19 protein-coding genes and 1 pseudogene are annotated in these 20,001 nt (G+C 64.7%); 9 read left to right on the top strand and 11 right to left on the bottom strand.

From position 1 onward, the window contains the following. Positions 1 to 108 precede the first annotated feature (108 nt). Positions 109 to 2,319, bottom strand: a complete 2,211-nt coding sequence (purL, locus tag BJ6T_RS19245; RefSeq protein WP_014494133.1) for a phosphoribosylformylglycinamidine synthase subunit PurL — start codon at positions 2,317 to 2,319, stop codon at positions 109 to 111. 185 nt (positions 2,320 to 2,504) lie between these two features. Here purL and BJ6T_RS19240 point away from each other — a divergent pair, with 185 nt between their 5' ends. The 3 genes from BJ6T_RS19240 (at position 2,505) to BJ6T_RS19230 (ending at position 4,790) form a co-directional block, all read left to right on the top strand. Next, positions 2,505 to 2,984 carry a PaaI family thioesterase gene (locus BJ6T_RS19240; protein ID WP_014494132.1) on the top strand — a complete coding sequence of 160 codons (480 nt, stop codon included), beginning with the start codon at positions 2,505 to 2,507 and terminating at the stop codon, positions 2,982 to 2,984. A 75-nt stretch (positions 2,985 to 3,059) separates the two neighbouring features. Beyond that, positions 3,060 to 4,040 carry a DMT family transporter gene (locus BJ6T_RS19235; protein ID WP_014494131.1) on the top strand — a complete coding sequence of 327 codons (981 nt, stop codon included), beginning with the start codon at positions 3,060 to 3,062 and terminating at the stop codon, positions 4,038 to 4,040. An 81-nt stretch (positions 4,041 to 4,121) separates the two neighbouring features. Continuing rightward, positions 4,122 to 4,790: a CPBP family intramembrane glutamic endopeptidase gene (locus BJ6T_RS19230; RefSeq protein WP_014494130.1), complete on the top strand. Its 669-nt coding sequence runs from the start codon at positions 4,122 to 4,124 to the stop codon at positions 4,788 to 4,790. Positions 4,791 to 4,798: 8 nt separating this feature from the next. Here BJ6T_RS19230 and BJ6T_RS19225 read toward each other — a convergent pair whose 3' ends face one another. The 3 genes from BJ6T_RS19225 to purQ all read right to left on the bottom strand — a co-directional run bounded on the left by BJ6T_RS19225 (position 4,799) and on the right by purQ (position 7,455). Further along, positions 4,799 to 5,542, bottom strand: a complete 744-nt coding sequence (locus BJ6T_RS19225; RefSeq protein WP_014494129.1) for a hypothetical protein — start codon at positions 5,540 to 5,542, stop codon at positions 4,799 to 4,801. A 228-nt stretch (positions 5,543 to 5,770) separates the two neighbouring features. Then, a complete protein-coding gene (locus BJ6T_RS19220) occupies positions 5,771 to 6,757 on the bottom strand; it encodes a tripartite tricarboxylate transporter substrate binding protein BugD (protein ID WP_014494128.1) in 987 nt (328 codons plus the stop codon). After that, the gene (gene purQ / locus BJ6T_RS19215; RefSeq protein WP_014494127.1) at positions 6,754 to 7,455 is read right to left on the bottom strand and encodes a phosphoribosylformylglycinamidine synthase subunit PurQ; all 702 of its coding nucleotides are present in this window, start codon (positions 7,453 to 7,455) and stop codon (positions 6,754 to 6,756) included. The genes BJ6T_RS19220 and purQ overlap by 4 nt, the downstream gene beginning before the upstream one ends. 170 nt (positions 7,456 to 7,625) lie before the next feature. Between purQ and BJ6T_RS19210 the strand changes: the two genes are divergently transcribed. Continuing rightward, a complete protein-coding gene (locus BJ6T_RS19210; RefSeq protein WP_014494126.1) occupies positions 7,626 to 8,642 on the top strand; it encodes a magnesium and cobalt transport protein CorA in 1,017 nt (338 codons plus the stop codon). Between the two features lie 13 nt (positions 8,643 to 8,655). Here the strand turns inward: BJ6T_RS19210 and purS are convergent, their stop codons facing one another. Then, complete coding sequence (purS, locus tag BJ6T_RS19205) at positions 8,656 to 8,895, bottom strand: phosphoribosylformylglycinamidine synthase subunit PurS (RefSeq protein ID WP_014494125.1); 240 nt, start codon at positions 8,893 to 8,895, stop codon at positions 8,656 to 8,658. Positions 8,896 to 8,907: 12 nt separating this feature from the next. Then, the gene (gene purC / locus BJ6T_RS19200; RefSeq protein WP_172782948.1) at positions 8,908 to 9,675 is read right to left on the bottom strand and encodes a phosphoribosylaminoimidazolesuccinocarboxamide synthase; all 768 of its coding nucleotides are present in this window, start codon (positions 9,673 to 9,675) and stop codon (positions 8,908 to 8,910) included. Between the two features lie 319 nt (positions 9,676 to 9,994). Between purC and BJ6T_RS19195 the strand changes: the two genes are divergently transcribed. Continuing rightward, entirely contained in the window at positions 9,995 to 10,318 is a 324-nt protein-coding gene (locus tag BJ6T_RS19195) for a DUF1476 domain-containing protein (protein ID WP_014494124.1), read from the top strand. Between the two features lie 124 nt (positions 10,319 to 10,442). Here BJ6T_RS19195 and cynS read toward each other — a convergent pair whose 3' ends face one another. After that, on the bottom strand, positions 10,443 to 10,931 hold the full coding sequence (gene cynS / locus BJ6T_RS19190) for a cyanase (protein ID WP_014494123.1): 489 nt from the start codon (positions 10,929 to 10,931) through the stop codon (positions 10,443 to 10,445). Between the two features lie 89 nt (positions 10,932 to 11,020). After that, on the bottom strand, positions 11,021 to 12,589 hold the full coding sequence (locus BJ6T_RS19185; protein ID WP_014494122.1) for a bifunctional AfsR/SARP family transcriptional regulator/alpha/beta hydrolase: 1,569 nt from the start codon (positions 12,587 to 12,589) through the stop codon (positions 11,021 to 11,023). A gap of 148 nt (positions 12,590 to 12,737) precedes the next feature. Here BJ6T_RS19185 and mddA point away from each other — a divergent pair, with 148 nt between their 5' ends. The 4 genes from mddA to BJ6T_RS19165 all read left to right on the top strand — a co-directional run bounded on the left by mddA (position 12,738) and on the right by BJ6T_RS19165 (position 16,824). Then, positions 12,738 to 13,487, top strand: coding sequence for a methanethiol S-methyltransferase (mddA, locus tag BJ6T_RS19180; RefSeq protein ID WP_014494121.1), 750 nt, complete (start codon positions 12,738 to 12,740; stop codon positions 13,485 to 13,487). Next, the gene (locus BJ6T_RS19175) at positions 13,484 to 14,461 is read left to right on the top strand and encodes an NADPH:quinone oxidoreductase family protein (protein WP_014494120.1); all 978 of its coding nucleotides are present in this window, start codon (positions 13,484 to 13,486) and stop codon (positions 14,459 to 14,461) included. The genes mddA and BJ6T_RS19175 overlap by 4 nt, the downstream gene beginning before the upstream one ends. Before the next feature lie 34 nt (positions 14,462 to 14,495). Next, entirely contained in the window at positions 14,496 to 15,251 is a 756-nt protein-coding gene (locus tag BJ6T_RS19170; protein WP_014494119.1) for a PaaI family thioesterase, read from the top strand. A 364-nt stretch (positions 15,252 to 15,615) separates the two neighbouring features. After that, the gene (locus tag BJ6T_RS19165; RefSeq protein ID WP_014494118.1) at positions 15,616 to 16,824 is read left to right on the top strand and encodes a GGDEF domain-containing protein; all 1,209 of its coding nucleotides are present in this window, start codon (positions 15,616 to 15,618) and stop codon (positions 16,822 to 16,824) included. A gap of 91 nt (positions 16,825 to 16,915) precedes the next feature. Here the strand turns inward: BJ6T_RS19165 and BJ6T_RS48450 are convergent, their stop codons facing one another. The 3 genes and pseudogenes from BJ6T_RS48450 to BJ6T_RS19150 all read right to left on the bottom strand — a co-directional run bounded on the left by BJ6T_RS48450 (position 16,916) and on the right by BJ6T_RS19150 (position 19,994). Continuing rightward, entirely contained in the window at positions 16,916 to 17,836 is a 921-nt protein-coding gene (locus tag BJ6T_RS48450; protein WP_240537995.1) for a tetratricopeptide repeat protein, read from the bottom strand. A 188-nt stretch (positions 17,837 to 18,024) separates the two neighbouring features. After that, positions 18,025 to 18,360: pseudogene (locus tag BJ6T_RS48445) on the bottom strand (tetratricopeptide repeat protein); the annotation flags it as partial. 434 nt (positions 18,361 to 18,794) lie between these two features. Then, positions 18,795 to 19,994: a TrmJ/YjtD family RNA methyltransferase gene (locus BJ6T_RS19150; protein ID WP_014494115.1), complete on the bottom strand. Its 1,200-nt coding sequence runs from the start codon at positions 19,992 to 19,994 to the stop codon at positions 18,795 to 18,797. Between the last annotated feature and the right edge of the window lie 7 nt (positions 19,995 to 20,001).

The following is a 20,001-nucleotide window of genomic DNA, read 5'->3' as shown; positions in this document are numbered from 1 at the left end:
CGTCTGTCATTGCAAGGAACTCTTGCGACGAAGCAATCCAGACTGCCTCAACGATGAGACTCTGGATTGCTTCGCTGCGCTCGCAATGACGGAGTGTGTGGCGACGCCTTACGCCGCCTTCCCGCTCATATACTCCGGCAGCCAGCGCTCGAAAGATTTCCGCAAGCTATCGATCGTGACCGGCGCCTCGCCCGCGATCGCGATCGCATCGCCGCCGGTGGTGCCGATGCGCACGCAGGGCACCTCGCAGCCGCGCATCTTGGCCAGCACGCGGCCGGCTTCCGCTTCCGGCACGGTGACGAGATAGCGCGCCTGGTCCTCGCCGAACCAATAGGCCTGCGGCACGAGCGCCGCCGGCGCCGCGAGCAGTCTTGCGCCGATGCCGCCGGCCATTGCCATCTCGGCGAGCGCAATCAAGAGGCCGCCGTCGGAGAGATCGTGCACCGCGGTCGCGGTGCCCGCATGGATCATGCCGCGCACGCAGTCGCCGTTGCGCTTCTCGGCCGCGAGGTCGACCGGCGGCGGCGCGCCCTCCTCGCGACCGCAGATGTCGCGCAGGTAGACCGACTGGCCGAGCCAGCCGTGGGTTTCGCCGACCAGGAGGATCGCCTCGCCCTCGGCCTTGAAGGCCAGCGAAGCGGACTTGGTGAAATCGTCGAGCAGGCCAACGCCGCCGATCGAAGGTGTCGGCAGGATCGCGCGGCCGTTGGTCTCGTTGTAGAGCGAGACGTTGCCGGACACGACCGGGAAGTCCAGCGTGCGGCAGGCTTCCGAGATGCCCTTCAGGCAGCCGACAAACTGGCCCATGATCTCGGGCCGTTCAGGATTGCCGAAATTGAGATTGTCGGTGATCGCGAGCGGCTTGCCGCCGACCGCGGTGATGTTGCGCCAGGCTTCCGCCACCGCCTGCTTGCCGCCCTCGAACGGATCGGCCTCGCAATAGCGCGGCGTGACGTCGACGGTCAGTGCCAGGCCCTTCGGCCCGTCCTGCACGCGCACCACGGCGGCATCCCCACCGGGCCGCTGCAAGGTGTTGCCGAGGATGACGTGGTCGTATTGCTCCCAGACCCAGCGCTTGCTGCACATGTCGGGCGTGCCGATCAGCTTCTCCAGCGCGGCACCGACGCCCATCGGCGCCGGCACCTCCCGCGCATGCACGACCGGCAGCGCGGCGGAGGGCACGTGCGGGCGATCGTAGAGCGGCGCCTCGTCGCCGAGCTCCTTGATCGGGAGGTCGGCCATCACGTCGCCGCCATGCTTGACCACGAAGCGCTTGCTCGGCGTGGTGTAGCCGACCACGGCGAAGTCGAGGCCCCACTTCTTGAAGATCGCCTCGGCTTCCTTTTCCTTCTCGGGCTTGAGCACCATGAGCATGCGCTCCTGGCTTTCCGAGAGCATCATCTCGTAGGCGCTCATGCCGGTCTCGCGCGTCGGCACCGCGTCGAGATCGAGGTCAACGCCGAGGTCGCCCTTGGCGCCCATCTCGACCGCCGAGCAGGTCAGGCCGGCCGCGCCCATGTCCTGGATCGCGATGACGCAGCCCTTCTCCATGATCTCGAGGCAGGCCTCGAGCAGCAGTTTTTCGGCGAAGGGATCGCCGACCTGCACGGTGGGGCGTTTCTCCTCGGACTTGTCGTCGAACTCGGCCGACGCCATCGAGGCGCCGTGGATACCGTCGCGGCCCGTCTTGGAGCCCAGATAGACGATCGGCATGTTCACGCCGGAGGCGGCCGCATAGAAAATCTTGTCGGCGTCGGCGAGGCCCACGGCCATCGCGTTGACGAGGATGTTGCCGTCATAGCGGGTGTGGAAGCGGACCTGGCCGCCGACCGTCGGCACGCCGAAGGAATTGCCGTAGCCGCCGACGCCGGCCACCACGCCGGAGACGAGATGCCGCGTCCTGGCATGCTCGGGCGCGCCGAAGCTCAGCGCATTGAGGCAGGCGATGGGCCGCGCGCCCATGGTGAAGACGTCGCGCAGAATGCCGCCGACGCCGGTGGTCGCGCCCTGGTAGGGCTCGATGTAGCTCGGGTGGTTGTGGCTCTCCATCTTGAAGACCACGGCCTGGCCGTCGCCGATGTCGATCACGCCGGCATTCTCGCCGGGGCCCTGGATCACCCAAGGCGCCTTGGTCGGCAGGCCGCGCAGATGGATGCGCGAGGATTTGTACGAGCAGTGCTCGTTCCACATCGCCGAGAAGATGCCGAGCTCGGTGAAGGTCGGCTCTCGCCCGATCAGCTTCAGGATGCGCTCGTACTCGTCGGGCTTGAGCCCGTGGGCGGCAACCAGTTCGGGGGTGATCTTGGGTTCATTCTTCATGGATTCGGGGCTTTCGGCGGCGTTTTGCCGTTCTTAGGAAGATCGGGGGCCTACGAAAAGCCTTTTGTGGCGCATTTTCCCGCTGTCCCACGTTTTGCGGGCAGGCGGTCGGCGGGAACGGGAATTGCAAGGCGCTGACGGATCGGATTTAAGGACTAAAGACCCGTAATTGAAGGCCCATTTCCTTGCACGAATTGACCAAAGTCCCCTCCACCCGCCGCCCGGACCTGCACGTCGCCACCGATGGCGAGTTCAGGGGCTGGCGGACCTGGATTCGCGACAGTTTTGAGAGCCATATCGGCCCGTTCTGGCACAAAATCGAGGACGACGGCAGCGTCCGCTCGGCGTTCCGGGTCGAGAAAAAGCACCTCAACGGCTCCGGAAACGTCCATGGCGGCTGCTTCATGGCGTTCGCCGACTATTGCCTGTTCGCGATCGCCACCCACGAGCTGGATGGCCCGGCGGTGACGACCAATTTCGCCTGCGATTTCCTCGACGCGGCCCGCGAGGGCGAGCTGGTCGAATGCGTCGGCGAAGTGTCCCGCGCCGGCGGCTCGTTGATCTTCCTGCGGGGCAAGCTGACCTCCGCCGGGCGGCCGCTGTTTACCTTCTCCGGGACGATCAAGCGGGTGAAGCGGAAGCCGGCACTCCAGCCAAACGCATAGCTCGACGCCTTCCCTTTTCGCGCCCCCTCGCCCAGACTTGCGCCAAGCGCGCTGGCGCGGGGGAGCAGGAACAAGGTGCCGCAGAGCACATCGTCGGGCCGCACGGCGGCCGCCGCATCATCGTCGCCATCCATCATCGCCACCGGTGCGCGCAACTGGCACGACTACGCGCTGCTGTTCGCACTCGCCTGCTGCTGGAGCTCGACCTATCCGCTGGCGAAGCTCGCGCTTCCCACGATCCCGCCCATCACCTTCATCTCGGCGCGCTCGCTGATCGCGTTCGCCTTCCTGTCCGCGATCCTGTGGATGCGCGGCGTCAAGCTGCCGACCGACGTGAAGGCCTGGAAGCTGTTTGCGACCCAACAGCTGATCAACTCGACCTTTCCGTTCCTGGTCATCACCTGGTCGCAGCAATATGTCCCGGCCTCGAACACGGTGGTGCTGGCCTCGACGACGCCGATCTTCGCCTTCCTGATCACCTCGCTGATCACGCGACATGAGCCGGCCACGCTGCTGAAGCTCGCGGGCGCAATTCTCGGCCTCGCCGGCACCATCGCCATCGTCGGGCTGGACGCGCTGCGCGGCTTCGGCAGCGAGATCATGGCGGAGATCGCGATCCTGCTCGCCACCATCTCCTTTGCCTGCGCGACGATTTTCGGCTTGCGGCTCTCCGAATACGATCCGATGGTGGTGGCGACCGGCTCGCTGCTGTTCGGCGGCCTCGTGCTGCTGCCGCCCTCGCTGATCATCGACCAGCCCTGGACGCTGCATCCGACGCCGACGGCGATCGTGGCCACCATCGTCATGGGCATCGTCTCCAGCGCGCTGGGGCTGATGCTGTTCTACGTCTGCCTCGGCCGGCTCGGCACGCTGACCACGAACGCACAAGGCTATCTGCGCATTCCGATCGGCGTCGCGCTCTCGGTGGTGCTGCTCGGCGAATCCGTGCCGTCAAACCTTGCGCTCGGCCTCGTGCTGGTCATGGCCGGCGTCGCCGCGATGACGATCCCGGGCGAGGTGTACACGCGGTGGTTGGGACGGCTGCGTGGGCTCTGAGGGCCGGTTGACACAAGTTGGACCAATGTGAGGTAGTCGCGCGCAAGCCTGTCGTGACGCATCCCTCCCTCAAGGCCCAGTATGGAAAGTCGTTCACCGCACGCCATTGGCGATTCAAAAGCCGATCGCGTGCCCGGCATCTGGTGGTTCGCCCTCGCGCTTGTTCCGCTCGTTGCATCCCAACTCATGCGACTGCATCAGGACACCGCAGCGGGTTGGCTCGCCTGGGACTATGCCGGCCGGATCGCCGCCCTGGCCATCCTTGCGGCGATTCCGGCAGCACGAGCCATTGCCTATCGCACGCAGAAGCGTCGGATTTCCTTTCTTGAAATCGGCGTCTGGATCGCAGGAATTGTGCTACTGGACCGCTTGGGTCAGTGGCCGCAACGTCTCATCAATGCGACATTTCCTGCGACCGTCATTGGCAAGTATCCGTACCCGACCGGCTGGCTCAACGTCTTCGATCTCGTTTTTGGCCTGGCACTGGTAGCGGCCAGCGAAGAGATCGTTTTCAGGCGATTGCTTCGAAACGCATCGCTGCCCTACGTGGGCGACGGTGTCTTTGCCATTCTGGTCACGTCTCTGATATTCGGCGCCTATCATTGGTGGACCGGGATCGGAAACATCCTGCTCTCCGCAACAATCGGCATTCTTTTCATGGTGATGTACCGGCGCTCAGGCGCGCTTTGGCCGGTCGTGCTCGTGCATTACCTGGTTGACCTGATCGCCTTCTCTGGCGTTTGGCGTTGAAGCGGCAATCAGCGCGACGCCGACAATTGCTTCTCGGCGATGTTGAGCCACTCGGCCTGCGCCTCGCGCAGATATTTTGGGGCGCGGCGCATCTGGATCAGCAGCTCGTTGAAGACCACGCGCGCCTCGGCGCTGCGGCCGACCATCTGCAGCAGCATGCCGTAGCGCACCCGCGCCTCGGCGCCCGGGAAATACCTGGCGACGGCGTGATGTTCCTCCAGCGCCTCGTCGAGCCGGCCGACATCGGCGAGCGCGCGGGCGTAGAGCAGATGCGCGTCGCCCGAGTCGAAGTCCGGCCATTGCTTCTGGAGATCGTCCAGCGTCGCCAGCGCGTCGGCCGGGCGCTTGGCGGCAAACTCGACCTGCGCCTTGCCGAAGGCATAGGCGGGATCGTGGCCCATGGGCAGCGCCAAAATATAATCGTAATGCTGCCCGGCTTCACCGTAACGCCCGATCTTCGCGCACTCCTCGGCCAGCGCCGCACGATTGGCGATGGTATCGGTGGCCGCCAGCCGGTCGCACAGCTCGCGATAGCGCTTCTCCGGATCGAGCCGATTGGCAACGCGCTGACGCGCCTGTCGCGCACCGGGGCTGGAAAACCATTCAGGGACGAGCTCGACCGCGATGTAGGCGAGCGCACCGATCAGCGGCACCATAAGGATGATGAAGGCCCAGGGCTGCAACCGCCCGGTTCGCGACGCATGATAAATCAGTGTGATATCGAGCAGCAGAACGACCAAAGCGACGGGCATGTGACATCCGGGAGCACAACGACAGCGCACGCTTCCTGACATCGCAACTCGCGCGGCGAAACAACTTTGAGTTGCTTCCATCCGCGCGGAAATCAGCGACCCCGGAGGCGCGCGCCTTGATGGCGACGAGGAGTCAGTCGTCTCAAACGCGATTGAGGTTCATGAGACAGCAAGCCTAAAATCGCTATGACTTGGGCGGCTATGACTTGGGCGGCTGCTACTTAGCGTCTACTTGGCGTCGTCCGCGAGCATCTTCCGGTACTTCTCGACGTCGCGCGTCACGAGCTTCTGGAGCACCTCGGGCGTATGCTCGTCGGGATCGGGCGCAACGGTCGACAGATCGGCAAAGCGCTTCTTCACCGCGTCGGTTTCCACAGCGGTGCGCGCGGCTGCATTCAGCTTGGCGATGACGGCCTGCGGCGTGCCCTTGGGTGCGAAGAGGCCATTCCAGCCCTGCGCCTCGAAGTCCGGCAGGCCTGCCTCGGCAGACGTCGGCAGATCGGGCAGCGTGGCCAGCCGCACGGTCGAGCCGACCACGAGCCCCCGCACCAGCTTCTCGTTGATCGACTGCGAGACGGAGGCTGCGGCGTCGCAGACACCGTCGATCTGGCTGCCGACCGCGTCGGTAAGCGCAGGCGCCGCACCGCGATAGCCGACCAGCGTCGCATCGATGCCGGCGGCCGTCACGAAGCTCTTGCAAATGAGGTAATTCGACGAGCCGACACCGGCGTGGCCGAGATTGATCTTGCCCGGGTTGGCCTTGGCGTAGGCGATGAACTCCTTCAGGTCCTTCGCCGGGAAATCCTTGCGCAGCGCGATGATGCCGAACGTCTTCGCGACCATGGCGATCGGCACGAAGGATTCAGGCGTGAACGGCAGTTTTGGATAGATCGTGTAGGTCGCGGCATTGGTGCCGGCATTGCCGATCGCGATGGTGTAACCATCGGGCTCGGCGCGGGAGGCGCGCGCCAGCGCGGTCGAGCCGCCGGCGCCGGCGACGTTCTCGATCACGATGGTCTGGCCGAGCGCGATGCCCATCTGCTCGGCCACCGTGCGCGCGATCACGTCCGACGTGCCGCCGGCCGCGAACGGCACGATCATCGTGATCGGGCGCTTGGGGAAATCCTGCGCGAAGGCGGCAGTCGCGAACGAAAATGTCGCGAGCGACAGCGCCGCGATCGCGGCGAGAGCCCGCTTCCCCACGAACGAGATCACGCGGCCTTTTCCAGATGGGCAGTGAGACCGGCGAACAGGCCGCGGCCATCGGTGCAGCCCATGATGTCTTCGACGTGGTTCTCCGGGTGCGGCATCATGCCGAGCACGTTGCCCCTGTCGTTGACGATTCCGGCGATGGATTGCGCCGCGCCATTGATGTTGCTGATATCATCGACCACGCCGTCGGCGGAGCAATAGCGATAGAGCACCCGCCCCTCGCCTTCGAGCCGCTTGATGGTCTCTTCATCCGCCTCATAATTTCCCTCGCCATGGGCGACGGGCACGCGGATCACCTGGCCGGCATTGTAGCCGCGGGTGAACGGCGTGTCGGAACGCTCGACGCGCAGATGCACGTCCTTGCAGATGAACTTCAGCCGTGCGTTGCGCATCAGGACGCCGGGCAGCAGGCCGGATTCGCAGAGGATCTGAAAACCATTGCAGACGCCGAGCACGAGACCGCCCTTGGCCGCATAGTCGCGCACCGCGTCCATCACCGGCGACCGCGCCGCAATCGCGCCGCAGCGCAGATAGTCGCCGTAGGAGAAGCCGCCGGGAACCACGACGAGGTCGGTGCCCGCGGGCAGCGACGTCTCGGCGTGCCAGACCATCGCGGGCTCGCTGCCGGAGATCAGCCTCAATGCGCGCGCCATGTCGCGCTCGCGGTTGATTCCGGGAAAGACGAGGATGGCGGCTTTCATGGTTCGGGTTCCGAAGGTGATGGGAATCGGGCTGGCCGGAGAGGGCCAAAATCGTGAAGAGACATAGCCATTTGACGGGGATTTTACCAGTGCTAGCCTCGCCGGGCGGCCTTGTACACAGGCCATAGCCACGGCACTTTTGCCTGGCGATCTTGCCCGGGATTGAAGCCATGAACGTCCCGTCGCTGCCCGTCTCCTCCTCTGAACCGGTGTCCACTCAGGGCGTCATCGCGGCCGGCGCCTATGTCGACGGCCGGCGTGTCGCCAATATCGCCATCAGCGAGGCTTCGAGCTGGCGGGCCAAGCCCGGCCACGTGGTATGGATCGGGCTGCACGAGCCTGACATGGCGCTGCTCGGCGCCGTGCAGAAGCAGTTCGACCTGCACGACCTTGCCATCGAGGACGCCAACAACGCCCATCAGCGCCCGAAGATCGAGCAATATGGCGAGGCCCTGTTCATCGTGGCGCGGACGGCGCAACTGATCGAGGGCCGGATCGCCTTCGGCGAGACGCACATCTTCGTCGGCGAAGGCTATCTGGTCTCGGTGCGCCATGGCGCCTCGACATCCTACACGCCGGTGCGCGAACGCTGTGAAAGCTGCCCACGGGCGCTGGCGCGCGGCGAGGACTACATCCTCTACGCCATCCTCGATTTCATCGTCGACAACTACTCGCCTGTGCTGGAGAGCATCCACGAGGAGGTCGAAGGCATCGAGGACGACGTGCTCTCCAAGCCGATCAGCAAGGCGCAGATCGAGCGGCTCTACATGCTGCGCCGCGACCTGTTGCGGCTCAGGACCGCGATCGGCCCGCTGGTGGAAGTCTGCCGCCGGCTCGAGCACGACGAACTGTCGATGGTGCGCGCGACGATGCAGCCGCTGTTCCGCGACGTCACCGACCACGTCAGGAACATCCAGGAGCGCATCGATTCCATGCGCGAGGTGCTGGCCTTCGCCTTCGAGGCGAGCCTGCTGGTCGGACAGGCGCAGGAGACGGCGGTCTCCAAGAAGCTCGCCTCGTGGCTCGCCATCATCGCGATCCCGACCGCGCTTGCGGGCATCTACGGCATGAACTTCAAGCACATGCCGGAGCTGGATTGGGAGTACGGCTATTACGTGCTGCTCGGCGTGATGCTCGCGTCATGCGCCGCACTCTACTGGCGCTTCCGCCGCGTCGGATGGCTGTGAAGCGCCGCGCGGGCTAGACGATCTCCACCCGATAATTCTCGATCACGGTGTTCGCCAGCAGCTTGTCGGCGGCCTCTTTCAGCGCGGCTTCGGCCTTGGCCTTGTCGGCGCCGGCGAGCTCGATGTCGAACACCTTGCCCTGGCGCACGCTGGCGACGCCGTCGACGCCGAGCGACTTCAGCGCGCCTTCGATGGCCTTGCCCTGCGGATCGAGGATGCCCGTTTTCAGGGTAACGGTAACACGTGCCTTCACGTCAAATCCCTCTCAGCTCTTCACCAGCACCGGGCCAGTGCCCTGCGGACGCTCGTTCTCCATGAGGATGCCGAGGCGTTTTGCGACTTCGGTGTAGGCCTCGAGCAGGCCGCCGAGATCCCTGCGGAAACGGTCCTTGTCGAGCTTCTCGTTCGACTTGATGTCCCACAGACGGCAGCTATCCGGCGAGATCTCGTCGGCGACGATGATCCGCATCATCTCGTTCTCGAACAGCCGGCCGCACTCCATCTTGAAGTCGACGAGGCGGATGCCGATGCCGAGGAAGAGGCCGGTGAGGAAGTCGTTGACACGGATGGCGAGCGCCATGATGTCGTCGATCTCCTGCGGCGTGGCCCAGCCGAACGCGGTGATGTGCTCTTCCGACACCATGGGGTCGTTGAGCTGGTCGTTCTTGTAGTAGAATTCGATGATCGACCGGGGCAGCTGCGTGCCCTCCTCGATGCCGAGGCGCTGCGACAGCGAGCCGGCGGCAACGTTCCGCACCACCACTTCCAGCGGCACGATCTCGACCTCGCGAATCAACTGCTCGCGCATGTTGAGGCGGCGGATGAAATGGGTCGGCACCCCGATGTCGTTGAGGTGCTGAAACAGGTACTCCGAGATCCGGTTGTTGAGGACACCCTTGCCCTCGATCACCTGATGCTTTTTCGCATTGAACGCGGTGGCGTCATCCTTGAAGTGCTGGATCAGGGTACCGGGCTCGGGGCCTTCGTAAAGAACCTTTGCCTTGCCTTCATAAATACGACGCCGACGGCTCATGGGGATGTACCGTGTTTTGTTGAAATCCATGTATTTGGTGTGCTCCGGTTACCAGGTTACGACCCACAGCGGAGCTGCCGTGAACGGCTGGGAACCCGTCTATAACCCCTTGGAAACAGAACGGGAACCAAGCCTCCAGGCAACCTATCCGATTGGCTGTCCCAGCACAATCGATCCGGCCGTCCGGCATCAACTTATACCGTCTTGCCTGCGGCTTAACGGCTCGTTGTTTTGCCGATTCGTGCCCCCTATCTAGGCATGCACCGGGGCCGTCGCAACGACGGCCGCCGGATCCAGTCAGCAGGGAATTGGAAAAGGCATGAGCAGTTTGGACAAGCGCGAGGAAGGCTTCGAGAAGAAGTTCGCGCTCGACGAGGAGCAGAAATTCAAGGCGGAAGCCCGCCGCAACCGGCTGCTCGGCCTTTGGGCCGCCGAGAAGCTCGGCATCACCGGCGAGGCCGCCACCGCCTACGCCAAGGAAGTGGTCGCGGCCGATTTCGAGGAGGCCGGCGACGCCGACGTCCTGCGCAAGGTCATGGCCGATTTCGCCGCCAAGAACGTCGCCATCACCGAGCAGGCGATTCGCGCCAAGATGAGCGAATTGATCGCCGTGGCGGCGGCCGAAGTGAAGGCGGGAAAATAAGCCCCCCAACACCGTCGTTCCCAGGCGGTCTGCAGGACCGAACTCTGGTGCGCAGTTGCGCACCAGAGAATCCCGTCATTCCGGATCGCCGCTAGCGCCGCGTCCGGAATCACGGTGAGCTTGATCACCCCTCCTTGAAGCCGTATTCCGGCACATTGCCGCTGGCGCCGTAATATTTGTACGGCAGAAACTTGCCGCTCATGGTGATCTTGACGCGGTCGCCCTTCGGGTTGGCAACGCGCTCCATTGCCATGTCGAAGTCGATCGCCGACATGATGCCGTCGCCGAATTCCTCCTCGATCAGCGCCTTCCACGCCGGACCGTTGACCATCACCATCTCGTAGAAGCGATAGATCAGCGGATCGGTCGGCGGCATCGGCGTGCCGGTGCCGCGCATCGGCACCTCGTTGAGCATCGCGGTCTCGGCCTTCGACAGGCCGAAGAGCTCGCCGGCATTGGCGGCCTGCGGTTTCGTCAGCTTCATCTGGCCGAGAATCGCACCGACGATCAGCACCTCGGAATAGCCGCCGACCTTGTCGCAGATGTGTTTCCAGCTCCAGCCGTTCTCGCGCTTGATGTCGAGCAGCTTTTCGGTGAGGTCTTCGCGTTTCATGTCAGGGGCTCCCTTGGCCAGGCATCGTGTCACGTCGTTTGTGCCGCTTTGGGAGGCACGAAACGTGCCAATAAATGAGGCTTGAGGCGTCACCGCCCCGACCTCCCCTCACGCGGTAAAGCCTCCGTGAACCGCTTGATCGCCTCGAGCACCGGCTGCTGGTCGCCGGCAAAGAACCAATGGTCATTGCCGTCGAGCTCGACGAATTCCGCACCGGTGATCCGGCACGCGATATCGCGCCCGGCCGCGATCCGCACGGCCTTGTCGTCCCGCCGATGCAGCACCAGCGTCGGCACGGCAATTTGCGCCAGTAGGTGTCGCACGTCGGCGTCGCGAAATGCCTCGAGCACGGCGGAGATTCCGCCCGGACTGGACGCCGCGCGCAACAGCCCCGCCCACCAGGCGCGCGCCTGCGGATCATTGGCAAGGCTCGGCGCGAAGGCTTCGATCCCGACCGGGCCGCCCCATTGCGCAATCAGGTGCTTGCTCCAGGCATCATACTGGCTGGCGCGCAGCGCGTGCGGATAGTCCTCCGACCAGCAGCCCTTGGCCAGTGCGCCGAACAGGATGAGCCCGGCCACATGGCGGGATTCCTCGACCGCAAATTTGATGCAGGCCGGCCCGCATTCGGATGCGCCAAACAGCACGACGCGGCGCGAGTCCGCCGCCCGTAGCACCGTGCCGATATCTTCCGCGGTGACATCGATGCCGGGGGCCGATCCGACCCGGTCGGACAGGCCGATGCCGCGGCGATCGAAAACGATCAGCCGCCCAAGCCTCATCAATGAAGCCAGGAACGTCCGGCTCGCCGGATGCTCCCAGGCGCGCTCCACATGCGAGACGAAGCCGGGCATGACCAGGATGTCGAGCGGACCACTGCCATAGGTCTGATAGGCCAGATGCACGCCGGCGCCCTTCACGTAGCGTGTCGCTGGAAGAGCATCGCGCAGCGGCGCGGCCGCGCGGCTCATGAGCGTTTCGGTCTCGGCTTCCGGCGCGACGCCAAGCTCGTCGCGCAGCCGCTGCGCCAGTGCCGCATGGTGCCGTTCGGCCGCGCTTCGGTCGCCCGCCAGCAGCAGGCTGCGGATCAGATGCCGGCCATAGACCTCGCTGAGCGGATCGAGCTCGACCAGACGCCCCGCATGCACTGTCGCGGCGAGATGATGGCCGGCAGCATTCCTGTCCTGCACCAGACGCTCGAGCGCCTGCACGAGCCGTCCCCGCAACGCCTCGCGGCGAAAGAACGCCCAATCGTCGAACTCAGGACAGTCGTCCGGAGAAAAGCCCGCCAGGAAGTCTCCGCGATAAATCCGGCAGGCCTCTTCAAACGCACCGCGATCGCAGGCGCTCTCGAACAGATGCGAGTCGATCTTGAGCTCGACCTCCGGAGACCAACGCAAGCTCGTGCGGTCGGTCTCGAAAACCGCCTGGCCGAGCGTGAGCTCGACGCGGTGAAGCAGACGCCGCAATCGTGCAAGGCCCGTCTCGCGGGGAGTCTCGGGCCATAGCAGCGTGGCGATGACGTCGCGCGCGACGGGGCCTTTGGCTTCCGCGAGATAGACCAGCAGCGCAAGCCCCTTGCGTAAGGCCAGCTTGATCGGGCGGCCGCCGGCATGGACCTCGGGGAACCCGAACGTCCCCAGCGAAAAGGCCGTCATGGAGATACTCCCTCCCCGGTCGGCGCCCCCTGGGGACGCGCAGGGGACGGTGCAGCGATAGCAGTCAGGCCAGATCGAGCCCGCTCTCCAACGATGAGCTCAGGCTCCTGAATGCGGCACCGCCGCCATCGGCACAATAGGAAAAACCATGTTCGCGCGCCTCGCAATCCTGCTCTACGCCATCGTGAGCTACGCCGTCTTCACGGCTTCATTCCTCTACGCGCTCGGTTTCGTCGGCAATTATGTCGTGCCCAAGTCAATCGACAAGTCGATCGACGTCGGCGCGCCTTCGAATTTGAGCGAGGCCGTCGTCGTCAACCTGCTGCTGATGAGCCTGTTTGCCATCCAGCACAGCGTCATGGCGCGCCCGGCCTTCAAGCGATGGTGGGCCCAATTTCTTCCCGTGGCCTGCCAGCGCAGCACCTATGTGCTGCTCTCCAGCCTGATCCTCCTGCTGCTGTTCTGGCAGTGGCGTCCGATCCCGGCGCCGGTCTGGCAGGCCAGCGGCATTACGGCGTGGCTCCTGACCGGCGTCCATTGGCTCGGCTGGCTGATCGCGTTCGCCTCCACCTGCATGATCGATCATTTCGATCTGTTCGGCCTGCGCCAGGCTCTCGTCGCGTTGCGCGGAGCCGAGATATCAGGTCAATCCTTCCGGACGCCGCTGCTCTACAAGATCGTGCGGCATCCGCTCATGCTGGGCTTTCTGCTCGCGTTCTGGGCGACGCCCGAGATGACCGCCGGCCATCTGCTGTTCGCGATCGCGAACACGGCCTACATCCTGGTCGCCCTGCAGTTCGAAGAGCGGGACCTGATCGCCGAGTTCGGCGCGACCTATCAGGACTATCGCCGGCGCGTTCCGATGCTGTTGCCGCGTCTTTTCGGAGCGCCCCGATGAAAGCGGTTCTGTGCAATTCGTTCACTGGCCCTGCGGATCTGCGCCTCGGTGAAATCGTTACGCCGCGGCCTGCCGGCGACGAGATTCTCATCGACGTCCATGCGGCGTCCGTGAGCTTCATGGACCAGTTGCTGGTCTCGGGCCTCTACCAGATGCGGCCGCCAACGCCCTTCGTGCCCGGCACGGAAGCTTCCGGCGTCGTCGTCGCGGTCGGCGACAAGGTCACGACGTTCGCCCCCGGCGATCGCGTCGCGTGCAGTGCCTGGACCGGTGGCTACGCCGAACGGATGATCGCGAAGGAATCGAAGAGCGTGCGGCTGCCTGATGGTGTCGCGTTCGAAGCCGCTGCGACGGTGCTGCACAATTACGGCACGGCCTATTATGCGTTGGTCGAGCGGGCTCGGGCGCAGCGTGGCGAAACCCTGTTGGTCACGGGCGCGGCCGGCGGGGTTGGACTCGCCGCCGTCGACCTCGGGCGTCATCTCGGTCTGCGCGTCATCGCCGGTGTCGGTTCCGACGACAAGGCCGCCCTGGTGCGGCGTTACGGCGCCAGCGAGGTCATCAACTATCGCAGCGAGGACCTGCGCAACCGGATCAAGTCGATCACATCGGGAGACGGCATCGATATCGGCTTCGACAATGTCGGCAGCGCGATTTTCGAGCAGATGGCCCGATCGATGAAGTGGGACGGACGGCTGATGCCGATCGGCTTCACCAGCGGCGAGATTCCACAGATCCCGATGAACCTGCCTCTCCTGAAAAATTACGCCATCATCGGTGTCTTTGTCGGCGCCTGGGCGGAGAAATTCTCCGCGGAGGCCGCGCGCATGAATGATACGCTGATGCAATTGCTGGCCGACGGAAAGATCCGCCCGCACATCGACCGCGTCCTCCCTTTGCAGGAGGCCGGCGACGCCATGCGCGCCTTGGCCAATCGCACGGTTCAGGGACGAATTGTTCTCAAGATCAGGTAGACTGCGTCCCGACCAGGAAGAGAGGACAAAACCGATGACCGAGATCATCATCGACAAGCGCTTTTGCGGTCCTCCGAACTCCGGGAACGGCGGCTATGTCTGCGGCCGGCTGGCCCGCCACATTTCCGGCGGCGCCGAGGTGACGCTGCGCGCGCCGCCTCCTCTCGACAAATCGCTCGATGCGGCCGCGACCGCCGACGGCACATGGGAGCTTCGCGACGGCGCCAAGGTCGTCGCGGCCGGGCGCGCGACGAGCGTTGAACTCACGCGCGTAGAGACAGCCAGTTTTGAGGAAGCCTGCGCCGCAGAATTGCTGACGCCTGTGAAACCGCACGAGCATCCGCTGCCGACATGCTTCGTCTGCGGACCTGCACGGGCGAAAGGGGATGGTCTGCGCATTTTTGCCGGGCCGCTCGGGCGTCATTCGCGAAACGCCGTCCTCGCAGCGAGCTGGACACCGGATCCGAATTTGGTCGCCGAGGATGGCTTGGTCGCCCCCGAATTTCTCTGGTCAGCGCTCGATTGCCCCACCGGCTATGCCTGCAACTACAATCAGGAGACCGATGGCTTCGACCAGGCCCCGCTCCTGCTGGGACGAATGTCGGCCCGGATCGAGTCTCGCCCGCGTCCCGGCGAACGCTGCATCATCACCGCCTGGCCCACCGGCCGCGACGGCCGCAAGCGCATCGCCGAGGCTGCCGCGCACGATGAAGCCGGGAGGTTGCTGGCGGTGGCAAGGGCGACGTGGATTGCGGTCGACCGCAACGTGCAGCTCGGGCGTACTTCGTAGGGTGGATTAGTGGAGCACCACTTTGATGTCCGTACAAAACGCGATCTCGTGGGGTGGGCAAAGGCGCGAAGCGCCGTGCCCATCACTCCGATCTCAGTTCCGTTGCGTGACATGGTGGGCACGCTTCCGCTTCCGCTCTTCGAGCTGCGGCGGACAAGTCGCTTTGCCCTAACTACCTCTCATCGCGCAACACATCCGTCGCCGCACCTTCGGCCTGCACCAATCCGCATTCTCCTGCACGCCCGCGGCCGCGCTTGCGACGGTTTACCTTGCGTCAAGCACGCCCGGCAATCGATGGCTGTCTTAAAAGGCTTGTTAGGAGCGGTCATCGTTGTTGGCGCCCGGAATACGGGGACGCTCTGCAATGCAATCGGACGAGGGACTCTACAGTGCGCCACGCTGGCGCCTGACACGCTGGCTCGCCGAGCCGGGGCCTGGGGTGCCCGACGACATCCGCGCCGCACTGATCGCCCAACTCCATGGATCGCTGCCGGTGTTTGCCGCCGGCGCCGTCAACACCATTGCCGTCGCGGCCGTGATCGCCGCCCGCAAGCCGACTGCACCGTTCATCCTCTGGCTGGTCATGGAGATCGTGATTTGCCTCGCGCGCCTCCTCGTGCTCGCCAGCGCGCACCGCAGAGCGCGTGAGCACCGCCCGACCCCGACCGACCTTCATCTCCTGCTCGCGGTCGCCTGGAGCGCCAGTGTCGGATTTGGCGCCATTGTCAGCCTTGCCAGCGGCGACTGGGTCGTCGCCATGCTGGCCTCGCTGTCGGCGGCGGCGATGGTCGGCGGCATCTGCTTCCGCAATTTCGGCGCGCCGCGCCTCGCCGGGACCATGATCCTGCTGAGCCTCGGTCCCATCATCCCCGGCGCCGCGCTCGCCGGCGAGCCGCTGTTCTACATCGTGTACCTCCAGGTACCGATGTATCTCGCCGCAATGACGGCCGCCGCCTTCCGCCTCAACCGGATGCTGGTCACCACCATGCGCGCCGAGCGCGAGAACAGCCATCGCGCCCATCACGATGCGCTCACCGGCCTGCTCAATCGCGCCGGCTTCGTCGAGGCGCTCGGCGCCAGACTGGGGGCCGATGCCGAGCGGCCGTTCGCGGTGATGTTCTTCGACCTCGACAATTTCAAGCCGATCAACGACACGTTCGGACACGCGGCAGGCGATGCCGTGCTGAAAGCTGTGGCCGGACGTGTTCGCCGGGCGCTGCCTGATGGCGCGGTGGTCGCCCGGATGGGCGGCGACGAATTCGTCGCGCTTGTCGATGGTCTCACCCCCGACATGGCGCTGGAGATGGGGCACCGGCTCATCAGCGAGGTTGCCATCTCCTATGAGCTGGGCGGCGAGGTGCGCGCCAGCGTTGGCGCCAGTGTCGGCATTGCGATGTCGCCGGATCACGGCGCCGAGGTCGAGGAATTGCTGGGGGTCGCCGACGCCGCGCTCTACGAGGCGAAGTCGGGCGGCAAATCGCGCTGCTGCCTGGCCTCGGTCGAGACCAACCTCGTAGCGCTGCGGCGCCTCCAGCAGAGCGGACCGAAGGGCCCGATCGCAAGCGCCGCTTGATGCGGAATTCGTTGGGTGGGTTAGCCCTGCAGATGCGCGAAGCGCGGTCCGCTCGGCGTAACCCACCCTACGAAGCTATGCCTGATCGAGGTCAGCGGCTCGCTCGCAACAAGCCAAGCTCGACGTCGGCGGCCTGCTTCTCGATGAAGGTCTTCGGGCAATCGGCTGCCGCCAGGTCGAACAGCTTCAACGCCTCTTCCTTGGCGCCGCTCTGCAGTGCGCGCTCGGCAACATAGAAATTCGCCTCGCAGACCTGCCCCTTCTTCTTCACCGGGTCGGCATCGTCCGCCGCGCTGCGCACTTGCTCCGGCGTCATCGTGCCAAGAAAGAGATTGATGATGGGCGCGGGCCATTTCGTCGCGTCCAGCTGCTTTGCAGCCTCGCTCAGCTGGTCACTGCGCCTTGCAACAATTTCGCGCCATAAGACCGGATAGGCATTCTTTGGATTGAGCTGGATCGCCTGATCGAGGTCGGTCAACGATTTGGCGAGCGAAGCCATCTGCCAATAGACCCTCGCGCGATGAAAGTAGACGCGCGCATCCCTCGCATCGAGTTGCGCGGCTTGATCGTAGTCCGCGATGGCACGGTCGAAGTCCCCCTTGGTTTTGTACGCGTTGCCGCGAGCCGATATTGCTTCCTTGTCCCTGGGGTTGAGGCGGATCGCCTCATCGTAGTCTGCGATCGCGCGGTCGAAGTCCCCTTTCGCGGCGTAGGCCCCTCCCCGAGCGCGGAGCGCAATGCCATCCCCTGAAGCGAGTGCAATCGACTGACCATCGGCCGACGACGCATAAGCGGGATCGTCGGCTTGACCTTGAAGCTGAGCCTTCCGATCGCCGGAGCCCCTTTGATCCTGATGTGCCAGCTGCATTGCCTGGGTGTAGTCGGCAACGGCACGGTCATGGTCGTCTTTTCGAGCATTGACGATGCCGCGGTAGAAGTAGACCGATGGGCCTCGTGGGTTGAGCTCGATGATCTGGTCATAGTCGGCGATAGCGCGGTCGAGTTCGCCCAGCTGAAAAAGGATTCGGCCCGGAAGTAGTAGAAATACTCGTTCTTTGGCTTGATCTGCATTGTTTGATCGAGTTCGGCCAATGCGCGCGCCCTGTCACCCTTGGCGAAGTAAACCCGGCCACGGCACAGCTGGCCCATGCCGGTTTGCGGGCCGATCTCGACCACTCGGTCGCAGTCGGCCATGGCACGATCCAGGTCACCATTGCTGATGTAGATGAGGCCTCGGTCGATATGCGCCTTGACATTGTCTGGATGGATCAGAAGAGCCTGATCATAGTCGGCGATGGCACGGACGAAGTCGCGTCTCGCCAGGTAGACTTGCGCGCGCCCTATATAGGCGTAGGTATTCTTGGGATCGAGCTCGATGACTTTGGTGTAGTCAGACAGCGCGGCTGCAGGCTCTCGCTTTCGGAGATGCGCAAAGGCCCTGTTGAGTCGGGCGGGCAGATTGTCTGGATAGCGCTCGATGATCCGGTCGTAATCGGCGATCTCAAGGTCGATCTCGCCTTTCTGGCGGTAGAACATGGCGCGACGGATGTGTGCCATAACCACGCCTTGCTGCATGACCGGCGCCGCCTCGATCAAGGTGGTACAGCCCGCGATCCGGTCATCGACACTGAAATTTCCGACCGCGTTGCACTTGGCGGACAAGGGCATTTCCGCGCGGGCGCTTGATATTTCGAGCACGGTCGCTAGCGCCAACGCACTCACGCCTGCTGCCGCGCCAACGAGCGCGCGGCCTGTCATTCCAAACATGCAGTCCCCAACTCAATTCCTGGGAACAGTCATAGCAACCGACGACGCCTCTACACAACCCTTGGCTGCGTTACTTCGCAGCTCGTAGGGTGGATTAGCCCGCGGCCTGCGCGCAGCGCATCCGTGTGCCTAATCCACCATGCTTCGGCGAATGCAGGACGAAGTTGGTGGATTACGCCTTCGGCTAATCCACCCTACGAGACCTACGCGCTCTGCTCGATCATCCCCTGCAGCCGCACCAGCTCCGCCTCCAGATCGCGCTCCACGTCCGCCGCGCGGATCTCCAGCACGCGATAGTCCCGCGCTTCCAGCCACGTCCGCCGCGACGCGCGGTCAGCAGCGATCGTCTCGCCCTCGCCCGGATTGACCAGCTCGATCGCTATCCGGTGCGGGAAAGAGACGAAGTCGGGAATATGCCGGCCGACCGGGGTCTGGCGCTTGAACCCTCCTGCGAAGCGGCGATCACGCGTGAGGGCCTGCCAGAGCAGGCGCTCGGCGTCGGTCGGGTTGCGGCGGAGCAGGCGGGCGAGCCCGCGCACGGTCGAGCCGCTGTCGGGCACGCCGCCGCCCTGGCCGTGCTCGGCCAGCAGCGCGCGCAGGCGGGTGGCCTGCTCGCCGTCCAGCACGCCGCCCTTGGCCGGGCCCTTGCGCCCTTCCGCGATCGCCATCACCACACCGTGCAGCGTGTGCATGTCCTGCTTGGTCGGCTCCATCCGGCTGAAAATGTTGCGCAGGTTGACCAGCATGGTGTCGCGCTTCTCGGCCGGGCGCAGGAATTCGACCCGGTCGAGCTCGCGGATGAGGTTGTCGAAGAAGGCCTGCATCTGGTGCTGCGAGGCGCGCTCGGAGCGCTCCGGCATGCTGTGCGGCAACTCGCCTGAGGTTGCTCGCTTGAACCATTCATAGCCGACCAGCAGCACGGCCTGGGCGAGGTTGAGCGAGGCAAAGCCCGGATTGACCGGGAAGGTGATGATGCGGTTGGAGAGCCCGACCTCCTCGTTGGTCAGCCCCCAGCGCTCGCGGCCGAACAGGATGCCGGCCTTGCCGCCTGTGGCGATGTGCCCCGAGATCTCGGTCGCGGCTGCCTCGGGCCCCACCACCGGCTTGGCCTGGTCATGTGGACGCGCAGTGGTGGCAAACAGCAGGTCGAGATCGGCGACCGCCTCACCGACCGTGTCGAACAATTCGACCTTTTCCAGAATATAGTCGGCACCGGCCGCGGCCCGCTGGGCGGCGATATTGGGCCAGCCGTCGCGGGGATTGACGATGCGCAATCGGCTGAGCGCAAAATTGCCCATGGCGCGCGCGGCCATGCCGATGTTTTCGCCAAGCTGCGGCTCGACCAGGATCACGATGGGACCGTCGAGGGAAAGGCCCGCCTTGCTCTTGTCAGTCCCCGACATCTCGTTT

Source organism: Bradyrhizobium japonicum USDA 6 (assembly GCF_000284375.1).
Lineage (GTDB): Bacteria > Pseudomonadota > Alphaproteobacteria > Rhizobiales > Xanthobacteraceae > Bradyrhizobium > Bradyrhizobium japonicum.
The sequence above is the reverse complement of the archived record's forward strand: the minus strand, read 5'-3'. Positions and strand labels throughout refer to the sequence as shown.